General features: G+C 62.6%; 17 protein-coding genes and 1 pseudogene. 5 read left to right on the forward strand and 13 right to left on the reverse strand.

Annotated features, from left to right (window positions below):
* Positions 1-345: 345 nt before the first annotated feature.
* From OK345_RS17505 to OK345_RS17550, 10 genes and pseudogenes are all read right to left on the reverse strand, one after another.
* Positions 346-557 (reverse strand): annotated as a pseudogene (locus OK345_RS17505) (arsenical resistance protein ArsH); the annotation flags it as partial.
* 42 nt (positions 558-599) lie between these two features.
* Positions 600-1,775 carry an MFS transporter gene (locus OK345_RS17510; RefSeq protein ID WP_265129293.1) on the reverse strand — a complete coding sequence of 392 codons (1,176 nt, stop codon included), beginning with the start codon at positions 1,773-1,775 and terminating at the stop codon, positions 600-602.
* A 1-nt stretch (position 1,776) separates the two neighbouring features.
* Positions 1,777-3,234 carry an NAD(P)-binding domain-containing protein gene (locus OK345_RS17515; RefSeq protein ID WP_265129294.1) on the reverse strand — a complete coding sequence of 486 codons (1,458 nt, stop codon included), beginning with the start codon at positions 3,232-3,234 and terminating at the stop codon, positions 1,777-1,779.
* Between the two features lie 9 nt (positions 3,235-3,243).
* Positions 3,244-3,780, reverse strand: a complete 537-nt coding sequence (locus tag OK345_RS17520) for an arsinothricin resistance N-acetyltransferase ArsN1 family A (protein ID WP_265129295.1) — start codon at positions 3,778-3,780, stop codon at positions 3,244-3,246.
* A 47-nt stretch (positions 3,781-3,827) separates the two neighbouring features.
* Complete coding sequence (locus OK345_RS17525; RefSeq protein ID WP_265129296.1) at positions 3,828-4,718, reverse strand: sterol desaturase family protein; 891 nt, start codon at positions 4,716-4,718, stop codon at positions 3,828-3,830.
* Between the two features lie 41 nt (positions 4,719-4,759).
* Positions 4,760-5,296, reverse strand: a complete 537-nt coding sequence (locus OK345_RS17530; protein ID WP_265129297.1) for a MarR family winged helix-turn-helix transcriptional regulator — start codon at positions 5,294-5,296, stop codon at positions 4,760-4,762.
* 225 nt (positions 5,297-5,521) lie between these two features.
* Positions 5,522-5,881 (reverse strand): nuclear transport factor 2 family protein, encoded by a 360-nt coding sequence (locus tag OK345_RS17535; RefSeq protein ID WP_265129298.1) that lies wholly within the window; start codon positions 5,879-5,881, stop codon positions 5,522-5,524.
* Between the two features lie 149 nt (positions 5,882-6,030).
* Positions 6,031-6,966 (reverse strand): DUF2268 domain-containing putative Zn-dependent protease, encoded by a 936-nt coding sequence (locus OK345_RS17540; RefSeq protein ID WP_265129299.1) that lies wholly within the window; start codon positions 6,964-6,966, stop codon positions 6,031-6,033.
* Positions 6,967-7,094: 128 nt separating this feature from the next.
* Positions 7,095-8,159, reverse strand: a complete 1,065-nt coding sequence (locus OK345_RS17545; protein WP_265129300.1) for a pyridoxal-phosphate dependent enzyme — start codon at positions 8,157-8,159, stop codon at positions 7,095-7,097.
* A 130-nt stretch (positions 8,160-8,289) separates the two neighbouring features.
* On the reverse strand, positions 8,290-8,766 hold the full coding sequence (locus OK345_RS17550) for an Lrp/AsnC family transcriptional regulator (protein ID WP_265129301.1): 477 nt from the start codon (positions 8,764-8,766) through the stop codon (positions 8,290-8,292).
* Positions 8,767-8,879: 113 nt separating this feature from the next.
* On the opposite strand from OK345_RS17550, the gene OK345_RS17555 reads away from it, so the two are divergent.
* Both OK345_RS17555 and OK345_RS17560 read left to right on the forward strand, forming a co-directional pair.
* On the forward strand, positions 8,880-10,334 hold the full coding sequence (locus tag OK345_RS17555) for a M20/M25/M40 family metallo-hydrolase (protein ID WP_265129302.1): 1,455 nt from the start codon (positions 8,880-8,882) through the stop codon (positions 10,332-10,334).
* A complete protein-coding gene (locus OK345_RS17560) occupies positions 10,331-10,954 on the forward strand; it encodes a glutathione S-transferase family protein (RefSeq protein ID WP_265129303.1) in 624 nt (207 codons plus the stop codon). Before OK345_RS17555 ends, OK345_RS17560 begins: the two co-directional genes overlap by 4 nt.
* Before the next feature lie 59 nt (positions 10,955-11,013).
* Here the strand turns inward: OK345_RS17560 and OK345_RS17565 are convergent, their stop codons facing one another.
* On the reverse strand, positions 11,014-11,907 hold the full coding sequence (locus OK345_RS17565; RefSeq protein ID WP_265129305.1) for a LysR substrate-binding domain-containing protein: 894 nt from the start codon (positions 11,905-11,907) through the stop codon (positions 11,014-11,016).
* A gap of 132 nt (positions 11,908-12,039) precedes the next feature.
* Between OK345_RS17565 and OK345_RS17570 the strand changes: the two genes are divergently transcribed.
* Positions 12,040-12,774 (forward strand): glutathione S-transferase family protein, encoded by a 735-nt coding sequence (locus tag OK345_RS17570; protein WP_265129306.1) that lies wholly within the window; start codon positions 12,040-12,042, stop codon positions 12,772-12,774.
* A gap of 35 nt (positions 12,775-12,809) precedes the next feature.
* A protein-coding gene (locus OK345_RS17575; protein ID WP_265129307.1) for an IS3 family transposase occupies positions 12,810-13,957 on the forward strand; the annotation gives its coding sequence in 2 pieces (ribosomal slippage) (positions 12,810-13,062 and positions 13,062-13,957; 1,149 coding nt in all).
* Between the two features lie 562 nt (positions 13,958-14,519).
* Here OK345_RS17575 and OK345_RS17580 read toward each other — a convergent pair.
* Together OK345_RS17580 and OK345_RS17585 are read right to left on the reverse strand one after the other, a co-directional pair.
* On the reverse strand, positions 14,520-15,338 hold the full coding sequence (locus tag OK345_RS17580; RefSeq protein WP_265129308.1) for a polysaccharide deacetylase family protein: 819 nt from the start codon (positions 15,336-15,338) through the stop codon (positions 14,520-14,522).
* Positions 15,339-15,514: 176 nt separating this feature from the next.
* Positions 15,515-15,745, reverse strand: coding sequence for a putative glycoside hydrolase (locus tag OK345_RS17585; protein WP_265129309.1), 231 nt, complete (start codon positions 15,743-15,745; stop codon positions 15,515-15,517).
* 569 nt (positions 15,746-16,314) lie between these two features.
* Between OK345_RS17585 and OK345_RS17590 the strand changes: the two genes are divergently transcribed.
* Entirely contained in the window at positions 16,315-17,322 is a 1,008-nt protein-coding gene (locus tag OK345_RS17590) for a LacI family DNA-binding transcriptional regulator (RefSeq protein WP_265129310.1), read from the forward strand.
* The last annotated feature ends 115 nt before the right edge of the window (positions 17,323-17,437 follow it).

Genomic DNA, 17,437 nt, shown 5'->3' on the forward strand with positions numbered 1-17,437 from the left:
AGCGACCCAAGAAGGTGCTCGGCGGACTGACCCCGAGCGACTACGCCAGCCAGCTGGCATCCGCTACGATTGATCCCGGACTCTAAACCGCCGTGCTACTGAAGGCGGGGGGACGTCGCCAGCACCACATCGGTCAACGGCCGCATTCTTTCTAACAGCCTTCGCACCTCCTTGAGCTCAACCTCTGCGGCATCCCTCGCTTCGCTTGGGTCACAAAGCGCAAGCAGGCTCTGCAGGGCAACGCACGACACGACCAAGGGATTGTTCATCGAGGCCCCGACCTCTTCGGGCGTCGCCTTGTTCGCACCCACTCCATCGCCATGCGTGTAGATGTCCACAATCACCGACGTCCACGACGCGGTCGTAGAACGCGGAGGGCTTCATGCGCCCATCTTCGTCGAACTCGTTGAACGCCTTTGCAACAGAGGACTGGTTGGGGGTCGTGATCATGAGCATCCAACGTCCAAGTACGCGGAGCTGGTTGATGCATTGAAGGACTGCGAACCACCAAAGACTTGCATGACGGCCAGCGTCTTGCCTTGGGTTGGCCTTACGGACATCGCCGGCTCTGAGAGCGCCCGATGGGCCAGGCCGTCGAGCTACAAGATCCCACGCCCATCGGTTGTGCGAAGTCTGTGCGCGATCGGAAGCGTCGCGGCCAGAAGGATAGCCATCGCCACCAGTACGGAGGCGATGCCCCACACTATGGACACGCCGGCCACAGCCACAGGGGTCACCGCCCGGGCGAAGCCTTGGACGCGAGCGATCTCGCCATTCCATTGGCCTGCCGATGACGATCCGTAGATGGCCTGGACGAGCCAGGGTTTGGCGAGCGTCTGCAAGCCAGCCCCTAATCCGAATACGGCTACTGCAACCAGACTGATCCATGGATTGTCGACCAAGGTGACGCCCAGCATGCCCAGCGCCATAAGGAGGATCGGGGTAATCGTGAGCGTCGTTGCGGAGAGAGCTCTGGTCTGGCGCAGTAGCCAGATTCGCCCTGGAAGCTGTGCAGCACCGAATGCGGCAAGGACAAGAGCCGCTGCACTCGCAGAGGTTCCACGCTCGATAAGAAATGGAATCAGCAACGTCGTCAACGCGATGCTGGCAAGACTCCCGATGCCGAAGACGACGGCAAGCGAAGGCATAAAGCGAGGCCACGCCTTATGCGTGAAGGCCGCCCGCTTAGCATCCTGTTGCATAGAAGGAAGCGACGGAAGAACCCATGCCTCCATAAGGTATGCCACCAACAGCACAGCGCAAGCACCCGAGAAGACAGCGGCCCGCCAGCCCCACAGATCGATCACATATGAGGTCAGCGGAAGGAAGATAGTGCTCGCCAAGCCCCCCATGATCGTTACGGCTGCCAGGGACCGGAGCCGGTGGCCGGGCTCGACGACGGCATGCATCACTAGGACGAAGGCAGGCTCATACAGCAGCAGTGCCATCGCAATTCCCATTACTAACCAAGCTGCATAGAGCAATGCGATCCCGTCAGACAGCCCGAGTAAAAGCAGCCCCAGCATGGCAAGTGCAAGACCATAGTGGGTAACACGCCTGGAATTACCGCTATCCAGCCAGCGCCCTACTTGGGGCGCAATACAAGCCATCGCAATTAAGCCGGTAGAGAAAGCACCTGCGACAACGGTTCGTGTTGTCTCCAGCGCTTGCTCCAATGGCACGAGTAGCACAGAGAAGCTGTAATAGAGCACGCCCCAGAGGATGCACTGGCAAAGACCAAGCAGCCAAACCGCGCGCTTCTGCGTGGGAGACATTTCAGGAGCAGCAGGTCGATCGTGGGTGCGCAGTCGGCGAGGCCTTCTGACAGCCACAACCCGACTCGCCCGCTTGCTTGGCCTGCGCATCTTTGACGCAGCACGCATCCATGCCCTGCGGAGCAGGGCCACCACAGCAAGTCTCGCTTCTTGTGATCAGCTCTTCGGGCTTGGGCGCACAACAGCCCGCGGACACCGGAGCCTCAGCCTCCTCATCGTTGAACTGCGTAATGCATACGCCAGTCTCCGGCAGCACCAACTCCACCCGTCTTGCGGCCTCCCAATCTCCCGCGATTGCAGCTGCGACTGAGCGCACTTGCTCATATCCGGTCAGCAGTAGGAAGGTGGGCGCGCGGCCGTAGCTCTTCATGCCTACGATGTAGACGCCGGGATCAGGGTGCTTGAGTTCTTCTGCACCGTGCGGTCGGACACTTCCACAGCTGTGCAGGTTAGGGTCTATTAGCGGGGCCAGTGCCGTCGGCGCCTGTGTTCCTTGATCTAGGGAAATTCGTAGCTCGGAGAGAAGTGCGACGTCCGGGCGAAACCCTGTTGCGACCACGATCTCATCAACCGGCCCGAGCGCCCGTGATCCACTCGTGGGGATGATGCCCTCCGGAGTCTGCTCCAGCTTGTCCAAGTAGAATCCGGTTGCAACCTGAATGACTCCGCGCTTGGCAAGGTCGGCAATGGTCAGGCCGAGTCGCCCCCGCTCCTTTAGCTGGTCACCTTTGCCACCGCCAAGCACGCGTGCAGTGCTCTGGCGCCGCAACGCCCATTGGATCTGCATGCCAGGCGACCGATCAGACAGCTTGGCCAGATCCGCCAGGACGTTGAAGGCCGAATGCCCGCTGCCAATGACAAGCACGCGCTTTCCCTCGTACCGCGCGCGCTCACTACCGAGCACATCTGGCATGCCATAGAAGACGTGCGCGCGTAGCGCGGTCTCCCCCAGCGCCGGCAAGCCTGAGGCGCCGGCAGGGTTCGGCGTGTCCATGGTCCCTGAGGCATCTACCACGGCCTCAGCCAGGAGTTCATGTTCGCCGCTTTCGTCCGAGTACCGAACTAAGAACGGGCTGTTATCGCGTCGTTCGTCTTTCATACGATCCTTACTCAGTCGCGTGACCGCGGTAACGCGCGCGTTGGTACGGATGATGGCCGCCATTTCTGCAGTAGCCGCCAGTGGCCGAAGATACCGGTCGACGACTTCACCCCCTGTGGGGAAATGTTTCGGGTCTGGCGCTGACCAGCCATGACGCGCGAGAATTTCCCCCGCCTCGCGATCAATGTTGAACTCCCAAGGGGAGAACATGCGCACGTGTGCCCAGCGCCGCATGCCAGAACCGACAGTTCCGCCCGCTTCAAGTACAAGAGGCGAGCGCCCACGCGCCAGCAGATGTGCTGCTGCGGCTAGACCGACAGGGCCAGCGCCGATGACGACAACGGGAAGATCAGTATTCATTGCGATTCCTCAGTTGGAAGGAGCGGGCGCGGTGAACACTGCCCGGTTGATCATGTTTTCAGGGATAAGGCGCTCGACGATCACGACGTCCAGCCATCGACCATCAAGTTGCGCGTGGCTTTCGTAGACGCCGACCTCCCGGAAGCCGGATGACCTGCAGAGGGCGCGGCTCGCGGTGTTGAAGGGAAAAATCCGCGATACCAACTTCCAGTACCGCAGTGCGGTCGCCTCATTCACCAATGCTTCCAGCAAATCTCGCCCGATCCCCCGTCCGCGGACGTTCTCATCCAGATAGATCGAGAACTCGGCAATGCCCGCGTAGCAGTCGCGCATGCGGTAGCTACTCAGGCCCGCCCAGCCGACCACGCGGCCCCGATCATCCTCCGCCACGAGAACGGGATACTTCGTCTGATCTTCAAAACGGATCAGCATGTCCTCTGGAGTGCGCAGCGTCGTTTCGAACGTGGACGATCGCTCGACGATGCCTTGGTTATAGATCTTCGCTACAGACGCTGCGTCACTTGGTCTTGCGTTTCGAAAATTCATACGTGCTCAAAGTTGTCACTAGCAACAATTTGGAAAGGCGAAAGTGCTCAGTGAACGCCTATCGGGCAGCAGCGCTTCATCGCGCACGAGACCCAGCTGGTCGCGCGCTTGAACGGAAGCATCAGGAGGGGGCCGAGCGCTGATTCCGCTGGATATCTCCGAGGCTCAAATACCCCGACAGTCGCTGGCTCAGCAGCTCGCCTGTAGGTACCGAACACCTGATCCCATACGGGCAGCGTCGTCCCGAAGTTGCCCGCCTCGGCTTCGTTGGTGCTGTGATGCAGGCGATGAAGCTCAGCACCACCGAGCAGCCAAGTCAGTGGCCCAATGGTCCCCGCAACGTTGGCGTGGGTGGCCAAAGCTTGAGTGATACCGAATAGAGCGATCGCAACAACGGCTTCAGGCGACAGACCTAAGATCAGTAGGGGCAGCAGTTTGGCTACTTTGTCGTAGGCGGCATTGATGGGATGCGCCAGAAGCGCATTTGTTGCCGTGAGACGGCCAGGTAGGTGGTGCATTACATGCACCCGCCATAGCCAGCCCTCCGCGTGGCTCAAACGATGAACCCAGTAGCTGCCAAGCTCGGCCGCCAGAACCCCCGCGAGAACTTGCAGGGGAAGTGACCACGTGATGCTTCCAGGAAGCCACGCGATAACCAAGGCGGTGAGCATTGCACCCACAGCTGCATCTACGACGACGTTGACGCCACCGATAAGACCATCACGTCGCATGATCTGCTTATCCCCATGCCAGTCGTCTCGATACGGGCGTCTCCGTTCGGCAAGCAACAGCACCGCCAGGTTGAGTGCAAGCCAAACGCCCAATGCTACGGCTGGTGGAATGCTGTGCTCTTGCACGAAATGCCAAGCAAGCGGCAGCAATGAAAGCAGTGCTAGGTGGGGCAAATTCCAGCGCTTGGGCGTGTGGTCGCGATGCACTCCGACTCTCCATTGTTAGTGACAACTATTTGGGCAAAAGATCAGCCGCACTTGCGCGTGGCGTCCGTGCCGCAAGAAGGTTCGCACGAGCCCACGCTGACCCCAGAAACGAACCGATCCTGTGCAGCGCGTGCAAGACGACGAATAACCTCGATCGAGGCGCGCCTGACCTCAGGCTCTAGACCCTGAATTAGCGATGCCTGCTGCTCAACGAGTTCATTGTTGATGCGCTCGTAGAGTGCACGTCCTTCCGGGGTGACGCTTAGGGCGAGCGCGCGAGCATCCTCTGCCTCGGCTTGCCTCACCACATACCCTTTCTTTACGAGAGCGTCCACGACACGTGTGGTGGTGCTCTTGTCGAGCATCAAAGCATCAGCTAGCGTCTGGCTGCGGCTGGGGCCGCGCTCCACGAGAGCCTCAAGCGCATAACACTGGGTGACGGATATGTCATAGCAACAAATGCGGTCTCGATCTCTGAACTGATACACCCTGACCAACTGAGAGACAGCCGCGTTGAGCGCTTCTGCGTCGGTAAGCAAAGCGGTCTCTTTGCTGGCTTTTGCTCTCTGGGATGGCATACACACCCACTTGGTTGCTAGTCGCAACTATATTTATCGGGTGGACCCTTGTCAAGGGAGCCGCGTAGGTCGTCTGCTTCTGGCCGGAAGCGGACGTCATCTTCAGGATGGCAGCTGTCGGCCAGAAGCAGGCATACGCTACCGATCAACCTTTGCGCGAAAGGCAATCGACACGCTACGGATTCGTGACCGGCACTGACAGGCAGCTTCCAATCCAGTGGCCAATCACTGAGCCAAAACCGACCCTCCGACCACCCTCCAACCGGCATCGGTTTTCGCCCAGAAACGGCAGTACCGAAAGTGGCCCGAGAATTCGGCACCGTCGAACGTTCCGGCAAGGTCGGCAGTCACCAGCGCTACTGCTGACTGGCCGTGCGTCACCACCTCGACAGATCGCCATTCCGCCTTCGTCAGCTTCTGTCGCCCAGACCTGTGAAGATCGAGATCATCGTCCTTGCCGAACACGTCACCGGAGGGGCCTATGAAGATAAGTCCGTCCGCGATCAGTGAATCCAGGGCGACCACATCGCTTGCAAGCATCGCGTCGCGCAACGCCTCCTCAAGCTGCCTAACCGTAGAGTCCATGCCAACTCCTCAGAATGTTGCTGCGCATATGGATACGCAGGTGGATGCTACCTAATCAGCTGCAAAATCCGCGCCATCCACAGCTTAGTCAAGGAGTGCGACGAGGGCTTGCATCGCAGCGTGTGCTACCGAGAATCCAAACGCCATGGTCAGCGGGTTTCCGGCAGGGTCATGCCCGGTGTCCAGCCACTCGCCTCAAGGATCGCCTTCGGATCCTCCAGTTCGATGAGCTGCTTCAAAGCAGCCTTAGGATCATCCGATCCCGAATAGTATGCCTTTGCGATGCGATAGCCGACCCAGTAGCCTAGATCGTAGGGCTCAGCCGAACCAGGACGGTAGTTGTATACCCACTTCGACAGATCGGTGCTGTCCATATCACGGACGAATGCCGATTCGATGTCCGCCTCCTTGCCGTTCGTCCAGCGTGTCAGACCGGGATTTCCCACGCTGCCGGACGTCAACTCCGCAATCAACTCAGCCACGCCTTCCAGCAATGACACTCTAAGCACTGTGGCATTCGGGCTCCCCTCTTCGAAGTCTGAGCCGGGTTGCTGGATATGTCCGTATTCGTGCGCGATGACGTGGACAAAACGATCCTCGAGATCGGGGTTCATGAAGTCCGCGGCGCAGAGGGCTTCCAATCCAATGTACAGGCCATCGCGATCAGCGGTGCCAACGGGCTTCCCATGTCCTACTACGATGGCAACAGGCGGAAACCGCGCCTCCGGATAGAGATCTGCGAATGTCGCGAACGACGCAGCCAGTCGCGCCTTAACGCCGGGAAGCACTTCCATACAGGCTCTTGCCTTTTCATAGATCGCGGGATCCTTCGCAATGCGGCCGGCGATGCTCTGCGCAGTGACGCGGCGCAGCTTGGCGAACTCGACCAAGCTTGGCGTGGCTTTGGCCATATAGTCACGCTCAAGCTGCTTGGCCGTCGGTTTGCCGCCAGTGGCGGCGTATAGCTCGTAGAAGCGCGTGACGTCGTCGACGAGGATTTCCGGCCCCCTCGGTGGCTGGGCATGGGCACCGGCACTGATGACGATGGCTGCCAAGACAGAAAGAAAACGAATTTGTCGAATCATGGAGTGGTGTTCCTCAGAATTCGGCTACGATCGTGCCAACGCACACGGCGAGGCGATAGCGCCTAAAGTCATGCGTATGAGATGCACAGCTACGACATGCATGCGCCGGCTGCGGCACCCATGCACCCCTAGTGCGATGTAGGTTTCTGATCCTCGACAGCACCTTCGGTGTTGAAAAGCAAAACGACGCTGTTCGGGTCGAGACCATACTCTCGGCGCTTTTCTGGATTTGCAGCTGCCACCAGAAACCCGGCCAGCCCTGCGGCGCCGGACGGGGTTGATGCCAGTCCGGTGGTAGCGAGCGATGCGCTCGGCCCCGCTTGGAGCTCTACTTCGTCGACGAGCAGCGATCGCGCGCGATGTTCCAGCAGCACGTCCAGGGCCGGTGCAGAAGCAAGTCCACAGGACAACATTTCGGCCGTTGTTCCAAGCGAGCCCGCTATGCGTACCGGCCGTCCTTGCTGCAGTGCATGCGCAACACAGGCCGCATTGCGTGGCTCGACGACGACGATGCGGATGGGCGCCAGCCCATTGATCTGCAAACCTGTGGCGACGGCCGCTGCCAGCCCTCCCACGCCGGCCTGAATGAACGCATGGGTCGGACGGATATCGCCCTGGGACGCGAACTGCGCGGTGAGTTCCTCCGTCATCTGTCCATATCCCCTCATCACGTCCAGCACCACGGGATCTAGCGGGTCCGACGTGGTGTCCGGAATCAGCAGCCCATCTTCATGGCTCGCGGCCGTTCGGGCGGCCAGCACCGCATCGTCGTACGTGCCTTCGACCAGCACGACGCGACCACCGACAGTCCGGATTCGCTCGATACGTAACGGACTCGCGCATGCCGGCAGATAGACCGTGGCCGACACGCCCATATGCTGTGCGGCCGAGGCAACGGCCAAGCCATGATTGCCGTCGCTCGCACACACGAGGTGCGGCAAGGGCACGGCACCGTCGTTCGAGGAGAGGTAGGCGTCTGCGCGGCGCTTCATTGCCTTGAAGGCTGCGACCATGCCGCCGAGCACCTTGAAGTTCCCCAGCGGACGCTCAACTTCGTTCTTGATGAAGACCTTGGAGACGCCAGTGGCTTGTGCCAGTTCAGGAATTTCAAGTAGCGAGGTGGCCTGGTAGCCCTCCCAGAGATCGCCGGGATTCCAGTCGCGCTGCAGTGTCGAAGAGGATGTCGTTGTCATGCCACCAGTATGTCGACGCCTCCATATCGGTTCCGGGCGAAAACGCAGGGCACAGCGCGGTTTCCCGGCAATTGCGCGAGTAGGGTAGGGAAAATTCCGCGAAGACCTGCGCTCGTTCCAGCAGCGCCCGCTAGTCTTCTGGTTCGGCAGGGACCGGAATGGCCAGGCCACGCTTGACCAGGCTCAGGGCGACATTGGTGGTGAAGCGCTTGACGTTGGCATTCTCACCGACCATGCGCGCCATCAGCGCGTCGTAAGTTTCTGTGTCGGGCGCGGTGATCACCAGGATGAAGTCGGCCTCGCCCGTCACGTAGAACGCCTGCTGCACATGCGGCTGTCCCGCCAGCCAGGTCCTGAACTGCGCCAATAGTTCGGGACGCTCGCGCTCGACCTGGACGGCGACGATGAACGATGTCGGCCGTCCCACATGCTTCTGATCGACGATCGAAATGTCGCGAATGATGGCGCCGGACTCGCGCAGCCGACGAACGCGGCGCTGGACGGCCGATGGCGACAGGGCCACTTGCTCGGCAAGACGCTCGGCCGTCTGGGCCGCGTCCTCCTGGAGCAGATTGAGAATCTGGCGGTCGAAGCGATCCAGCGTCATTGTTGGATGATACGCCGCGCACTGCGCCGAAAAAAAGCGCAGGCGTGGCCGGAATCGCTGCGTAACGACGCAGGTCCGCACCTAGCATTCTCGCCTCCGATCAAGAGGTGATGATGGATTTACCCACGTTGCAGGATTTCATCGAGGACATATGGTCCTCGCACGTCATGCCCGCGCTCATGACCTATATGGCCGTTCCCTGCGAGTCGCCGGCTTTCGACCCCGCTTGGGAGGCAAACGGCCACATGGACCGGGCTGTCGAGCTCATGGTCGCTTGGTCGCGCGATCAACTGACGGCAATACCCGGCGCGAGCATCGAGGTCGTGCGACTGGACACGCGCACACCCGTGATCTTCATCGAGGTCCCCGGCGATACACGTGCTCCCGTGTTGATCTACGGCCACCTGGACAAGCAGCCGCCGATGGACGGCTGGACCCATGGCCGTTCGGCATGGGCGCCATCGCTGGAAGGCGATCGACTGTATGGACGAGGCGGTGCCGATGATGGCTATGCGCTCTTCAGCGCCATCACCGCCCTGCGCGCATTGCATGCGCAGGGCATCGCGCTGCCACGCTGCACGATCCTGATCGAAGCCTGCGAGGAGTCCGGCAGTGCGGATCTCCCCTTCTATGTCGCGCATCTGGCTGATCGCATCGGCACGCCCGAATTGGTCGTCGCGCTCGACGCTGGTTGCGGCAACTACGACCAGCTCTGGCTCACGACGTCCTTGCGTGGGCAGGTGGCCGGCACCTTGACGGTCCGCGTCCTGGACGAAGGCATCCACTCGGGCGACGGGTCGGGCGTGGTGCCGTCGAGCTTCCGCGTCGCCCGCCGACTGCTGTCCCGGCTCGAATGCGAGGACAGCGGCGAGGTGACCGAGACATTCCACGCACCCATCCCGGCCCAGAACCGCCTGCAAGCCGAGCGCGCCGCACAGGCACTGGGGACCAGCTTCTACGAGCAACTTCCCCTGGCGCACGGCGTCCGTCCGGTCTCGGAGGAGGTTGCCGAGCTGATCCTCAATCGTGCCTGGCGTCCCCAACTGGCCGTCATCGGGATCGATGGCCTGCCAGCAGTTGCGCACGCCGCTGCCGTCACCCAGCCCAGCACGAGCCTGAAGATCGGCCTGCGCTTGCCTCCTACCGTGGATCCGCTGGCCGCGACCGAGGCACTCAAGATGCTGCTCGAAACGGATCCTCCTTACGGCGCGCACGCCGTTTTCCAGCCCCAACTGCAATCGAAAGGTTGGGTGGCACCTCCCCTGTCGGCTTGGCTGGAACGCAGCGTGCAAGAAGCGTCGATAGCCGCTTTCGGTGCGCCGCCGGCGTCGATAGGAGGCGGCGGCATTCCGTTTCTTTCCATGCTGGGCGAGCGCTTTCCGCATGCGCAGTTCATCGTGACCGGCGTGCTGGGTCCCCAGTCCAATGCCCATGGGCCCAATGAGTTCCTGCATGTCCCGACCGCGATCCGGCTGACCCTCGCCATGGCTCTCGTGTTGCGCGATACGCAGCGACATGCCGCATCGTCGGCCCACGCGCTTCCTTACCAACCGGACCATCAGCCATGACCATGAAACTGCTTTACCAGACTCACTCCCCGTATGCCCGCAAGACGCTCGTTTTCGCTCACGAGGCCGGCATCGCGGCCGCGCTTGAAGTCATTCACCAGGAAACCAGCCCGACGGTGAAGAACCCAGAGGTCTTTGCACGCAATCCCTTGGGCAAGGTGCCGGTGTTGTTGCGCACCGGTGCCGATGCAATCTTCGACTCGGACGTGATCTGCGCCTACTTCGACACGTTGCATGCGGGACCGCGTCTGATCCCGCAGGAGGGCGAGCCCCGCTGGCGCGCGCTGCGCCTCCAGGCCGCCGCCCAAGGGTTGTGCGACGCCGGCATCGCGCTGCGCTGGGAGACGGTGCGACGACCCGCCGAGTTGCGATATCCGCCGCTGCGCGACGGCTACACGGAGAAGCTTCGGACCACCTACGACTGGCTTGAGCAGGAAATCGACGGGAACGAGTCTGTCCATGTGGGTCATATCGGGTTGGCGACTGCGTTGAGCTGGATCGCGTTCCGCGACCTTCCGGACTTCCGTGAAGGGCATCCCCGGTTGGCCGCCTGGTTCGACGCCTTCGAGGCACGCGAGTCCATGCGGAAGACGCCGTTGTCCGGTGAGACCCATGACTAGCTTCACCATCTTCCGCAGGCGCAGGTATCTGCTACGAAGCGCGTTGTACGAGGCCCCCGCTAGGTCACATCCCTGAAGCACTCGACGAGAAACTCCACCGTCGCACGCACGGCGGGCAACTGGCCCCGCCGATGCGGCATCACCAGCGACGTCGTCACGGTGCCGGCGTTCCATTCCGGCAGCACATGCGTCAGTTGCGAAGCGGCGATCGCATCACGACACATTCGCTCGGGCAGGCAGACGACGCCTAGCCCCGCGATGGCGGCTGCGATGAGCACCACGGATTCGTTCGCCACCATCGCCTGTCGCGGGGAGGCATCCGCGCGTTGGCCGTGTGCGCCGGACAGCCGCCACGCACCTGCGGAGGGCGCCGTGAGCAGGCCCAGATGATCCTGTAGCTCCGCAGGCGACTGCGGCATCCCATGCTGATCGATGTAACCGGGTGCGGCGACCAGGATGATCGGTTCGACCATCAGCTGCCGCTGTACCAATCCCGAATCCGGAAGCGGCGCGAAATGGCTGCGCACGGCGATGTCCACGCCTTCCTGCAGGACGTCGACGAAGCGGTCGTTGACGTCGAGTTCCACCTGCACCTTCGGATACGCACGCACCAGGCGCGGCAGGTGCGCAGCGAGATCGCCCTGCGCGACCGGGACCGATGCACTGATGCGCACCGTGCCGCTGGGTTCGGACTGGCGCCGGCGGACGATGGCCTCGGCGGCTTCGGCTTCGATCAGCGCGGCGCGTGCATGCTCATAGAAGTCCCGCCCGAGCTCGGTCAGGGTGAAGCTTCGCGAGGTGCGGTGGATCAGGCGCGTCGACAGCGCGTCCTCGAGCTCGGCCACGCGTTTGCTGATCGTCGACTTGGGAAGGCCAAGCCGGCGCGAGGCGGCGGCAAAGCCGCCGTGTTCGACCGCAGCGGCGAAGAGCACCAGGTCGTTGAGGTTGATCATGCCCGTCGATCAAGGGCCACAAATGTGGACGATAAGTCCATTATTCGGCTACTACACAGCCAAAGTCCATGAAATTATCTTGTCTGGGACGACCACGGTCGCCGATCAATCTCCCCTACAAGGATCCATGCGATGAAGATTCCCCATGACAACGACCTTCCCACGCTCTTCTACGGGGTGCCCTCGGGATGCTCGTTCGGTTCCATCGTCGCCCTGGAGTGGCTCGGCCGGCCCTACCAGCTCTGCCGCATCGAGATGCCCGACGTCGTCAGCAGTGATGCCTACAAGCGCATCAACGCCGTCGGCGAAACGCCGACGATGCGTACCGCGGCAGGCGACTTCATCAGCGAGAGTCTTGCCATCCTCAACCACATCGGCGCACTGGACCTGGACCGCGCGCTCACCTTCACGCAGGGGACGCCGGCGTTCGACCGGCTCAACCAGGTGCTGGCCTACCTCAACACCAGCTTCTTCGATGCGTACGCACCCTTCTGGTACGCCCTCGAGCATGATCTTGAGGCCACGGAGAAGAAGGCGCTGACCCACTACGGCCAAGCCAAGGTACTCAAGGCGCATGCCGACCTTGAAGCCATGCTCGGCGATCAGCCTTGGTTGCTGGGCGGACACCGCACACTCGCCGATGCCTATTTCATTGGGATTGCGCGCTGGAACGAGTACCACCAGGTCGTCGACCGCCGCGACTATCCGAACCTGCAGCGCTTGTACGGCCAATTGGAAGCCGACCCGGCTGTCGTCTTCGCCCACGCGATCGAACAGCGGGAGTCTGCAAACAGTGCAGGCGGTTTCATGGGAGAAATTTCGCTCGATGAAGTGTTAGAGAAGCGTGGTACGCCCCCGATTCCGTAGACACCTGATAGTGTCTTTTGAGGATCGGAGGATCTATGGCGAGCAAGCGATTCACAGACGAGTTCAAGGCCGAGGCGGTCAAGCAGGTCAGCGAGCGTGGTTACCCAGTCACTGAAGTGGCCGAGCGGCTTGGCGTGTCATCGCACAGCCTCTACGGTTGGCTTCGTGAGCGCGGGATCAGTCGCGAAGTGCGCAAAGCCAAGAAGAGCGTTGACCTGGTTCAGGAGAACGCCCGGCTGCGTGCCGAGCTGCGTCGCGCCGAAGAGGAGCGCGACATCTTAAAAAAGGCCGCCGCGTACTTTGCCAAGGGGTAAGGGCAAGGTACGCCTTCATGCAGGCCCATCAGCAGCAGTTTCGGGTTGTGACGATGTGCCGGGTGCTCAAGGTAGAGCGCAGCGGTTACTACGCATGGCTGAAGTGTCCGCAGTCGGCACGTGCCAAAGACGATGCGCGCCTGTTGGCGTACATCGAGGAGTCTTACCTGGCCTCCGGCGGCGTGTACGGCAGTCGTAATGTGCACCGCGATCTGACCGAAGCCGGCGAACGTATTGGTCGCAAGCGGGTGGAGCGATTGATGCGACAGAAGGGACTGCGCTCGGTGCGCTCTCCGCTGCGTCGCAGATACAAGGGCGGTAAGCCTGCAGTCGTGGCGCCCAATCGCTTGCAACGACAGTTCACGGTCAAGCAACCCGACCTTGCCTGGGTCACCGACATCACTTACCTGCGCACCGCCGAAGGTTGGTTGTATCTGGCCGTGGTGATCGACCTCTACTCGCGCGCGGTCATTGGTTGGTCGATGAAGTCCAGCTTGGCGCGCGAACTGGCGATGGACGCACTGTTGATGGCCATCTGGCGCCGCCGCCCCACTTCGGAGGTCGTCATTCACTCCGACCAGGGCGTGCAATACGGCAGCGACGACTGGCGTCGCTTTTGCCGCGAGCACGGCTTGGAAGTCAGCATGAGTCGTCGTGGCAACTGCTGGGACAACTCAGTGGCTGAGTCCTTCTTCAGCAGCCTGAAGAAGGAGCGCGTACGTGGCAGGGTGTATAGCAGTCGCGAAGAAGCACGCAGCGACGTGTTCGATTACATCGAGGTTTTCTACAATCGACAGCGCCGCCATGGACATCTGGGAGGCCTTGCGCCAATGATGTTTGAGGCGGCTAACTCAAAACAAAGCCCCTAACCGTCTACGAAAGCGGGGGCGTACCAGTCAGAACAGAATGCATCTAGACGCATCGTTCAGTTAGTGGCTTCCGAAGCCGTCGGGGGTTCGAATCCCTCCGGGCGCGCCATTCTTCCACTTGTTCCCCGTCGGGATTCCCGGCCCGTCCGCAACGCGGACGGGCGTGCGACGATGCGCGAACCAATGGTTCGCAAGCGCATCGGCTTACCCCTCCGGGCGCGCCATTCTTCCACTTGTTCCCCGTCGGGATTCCCGGCCCGTCCGCAACGCGGACGGGCGTGCGACGATGCGCGAACCAGTGGTTCGCAAGCGCATCGGCTTACCCCTCCGGGCGCGCCATTCTTCCACTTGTTCCCCGTCGGGATTCCCGGCCCGTCCGCAACGCGGACGAGCGTGCGACGGTGCACGAACCCGCTTGCTCCTCCCGCCCTCGGCATCCACCACGAAGCGAAGCTCAGCTGGCAGCGCCCCTTCGGAGAAAGTTCCGGAAACCCATGCGCGGGAGAAATCGGCAGTCGCCGCCGGCATCTCCCTTCCGTCCGTCCAGAATCGTGGCATGCCCTCAGGGCTCGCCAGGCGGGGACTGCTGTTGCCTCACGTACTTCATCAGCGTCACGAAGGTCTCGACCCAGTACACGTCGCGATGTGCCGCCAGGTAGGCCAACAGTTCCTCATGGGCCTGGTTCGAGACGGCCAGGTAATCGCCGCCGATGCCGTGGAAGGTGAAGTTGACCATCGTGCCCCGGCGCGCGGCCTCTTCCACCTGCGCGATCAGCTGCCGGCCGCTGGCCTCGACCGGCGCCCCGACGGTGACGGCATGGGGGTCGAGCGTCCGCATGTCGGGGGTCACCGCGCCTTCGCCGCGCTTGATCGCCACGAAGGCATCCTTCACCGCATCGACATAGTCCTCGCCGCCGGCCATGGCCTCGCCGCAAGGCACGGTGAAGGTGCGTTCGCGCTTCCCGTCGATCGCGGTCAGCATGACGTTGGCCAGCAGCACCTGCTCCTTCATCGCCGCCGCCGCGGTCGTATCCAGGTCCCGCTGCGGTTCCACCCAGTCGCGTCCTTCCACCGAGCCGGAACACTGGTGGAACAGCGTGTGGTTTCCCAGTTCGTGGCCGTTGCGCGCGGCAGCGCGCCATTCTTCCAGCCGCAGGCGCACCGGTTCGCGCGACAACTGCAGGTAGAAGCTCCCCTTGAACCCATGCCTGTCCAGCGCCGGGATGGCGTTGTCCAACTGCGAGTCCAGCGCGTCGTCGTAGGCGAGGCTGACCGCGGCCTTTTTCCCGTCCGGCCATGCGAGCGCACCGCCCGGCCCGGCCCATGCCGGCAACGACGGCAGAAGCAATACGGCAAGCAGAAGCGTTGTGCACCGTTTCATCGTTTCCTCCCACTGCCTCGGCCCGGGGTAGCCCCTGGCACACGATGCGAAAGACCGCGGCGCTGCCAGGGCGGAAGCCGGCGCTCCGTCAGCTCCATGGATGGCCGGCACTACAATCCACAGGTTCCGGCCGGTACTTGTCGACATCCGCCAGCGCACCGGGATGATCGCGCCGATCAGTGCGCGACCGCGCCGCAATCGAATGCCTCCGCCTCGGCTGCCGCGCCCGCGACCACGCGGATGTTGGTGGATGCCGCGGCGAACGGCGCATCGGCCGTGATGCCGAAGGGCACGTCGATGTCTCCCGGGTCCACGCCGCGGTTGGCGAAGCAGGCCCGCGGCACCTTGAGCACACGCTTCCGCCCCGGTGCCAGCGCTGCGGTCAGGCAGCTGCACAGAGCCATCATGCCAGGAGCTTCCACGTGCATCTCCATCGTTTTCGAAATCGATCATCGGACGCCATGCCTTCCCCGCCGGCACGGCAGTTCCGGCAACGGATGCAGGCCCCACGTACGGCAACTGGACCAGCGCATCGCGTCGACACTGCGTGTGACAGCGTTGTCATATGATTCCCGCAAAAGTATGTCAACAATCGGACTCGCCACGTGCCGTTTTGCCATGCAGATACGAGCGGAAACCCCATCGTGCGCCACCGCGCATGCATCCCCGTGCTGCCCCGCAGCACGCATGAGCGCGGATCGGCAACACCCTATCGGCGGAATTTCCGCAGGCGTCGCGGCATCGCACGGCGAACGCGACCGACGATCCGGGAGCCCGTCGCGTCTCTGTCCGCGTTCTCCTGCCGTCCACATGGGTGACGTTGCGCAGCAACCCGACGTGACGGCGGTATCGCCTGCCTGCATGGACAGGCGCATACCGTCGACCGCGGGTACACAGCTGCATGGCGCACTGGCAGAATTGTCCCTACAAACCCGGCCGCCTTATGGCTGGCCCACTTCGGAGCGGGATCTGGATCATGCGTAGCCGTATCGAGGATGTAGCCGCCGCTGCGGGCGTGTCCATGAAAACCGTTTCCCGGGTTCTCAACAACGAACCGAACGTGCGCAGCGAGACCCGCGACCGGGTGATGCAGGCGGTCGAACTGCTGCAGTACAAACCCAACCTCTCCGCCCGCAGCCTGGCCGGCCAGCGCTCGTACGCGGTGGCGCTGGTCTACAACAATCCCTCGCGCAACTACCTGATGGAAATCCAGGGCGGCATGCTCGAGGCCTGCCACGCCAACCACTACAACCTGATCCTGGGGCCGGTCGGTTCGGGCAAGCACACCGCGGGCGACATCAAGGGACTGTTCGAGAATTTCGGGCCCGATGGCGTGGTGCTGATCCCGCCGCTGACCGACGACGGCGTCGTGCTGTCCTACCTGGAAGAGCGCGGCGTCCCGTTCGCCTGCATCGCGCCGCGCGACCCGCGCGGGCGCATCGGCGTGATGATGGACGAGACCAGCGCGGTGCTGGAACTCATGGCGGGACTGATCGAACTGGGGCACCGGCGCATCGGCCACATCAAGGGGCCGCGCGCGCACGGCGCCTGCCAGTGGCGCCACGCCGGTTATCGCGAGGCGCTGCGCAAGGCGGGCATCGCCTACGATCCGCAACTGGTGGCATCCGGCCAGTTCTCGTTCGAATCGGGCATGGCCGGCGCCAATGCGCTGCTCGACCTCCCCGACCCGCCGACCGCCATCTTCGCCGCCAACGACGACATGGCCGCCGGCGTGATCCGCGCCGCCGGCGAGCGCGGCATCGCCGTCCCGCGGCAGCTTTCCGTCTGCGGTTTCGACGACACTCCCATCGCCCGCCACATCTATCCCGCGCTGACCACGGTGCGCCAGCCGACCGCGGAAATGGGCCGGCTGGCCACGCTGGAACTGCTCGAGCGGATCCGCAGTCCCGGGGCCGGGCGCATGGTCCGCGTCGAGCACACGCTGCTGTTCCGCGAATCCACCCGCCCGCCGCGCAGGCGCTAGCTGTGATCTCTCAGTAGGTTGTTCATCCGGGGCATCTCTGGAAGATGGAGGTTGCGAAGCCAACCCAGCCCCCAGGAGCCCCGGATGAACCTGCATAAACATGCCCGTCTTACGC

Source organism: Xanthomonas chitinilytica (genome assembly GCF_026107455.2).
Taxonomy (GTDB): domain Bacteria; phylum Pseudomonadota; class Gammaproteobacteria; order Xanthomonadales; family Xanthomonadaceae; genus Stenotrophomonas; species Stenotrophomonas chitinilytica.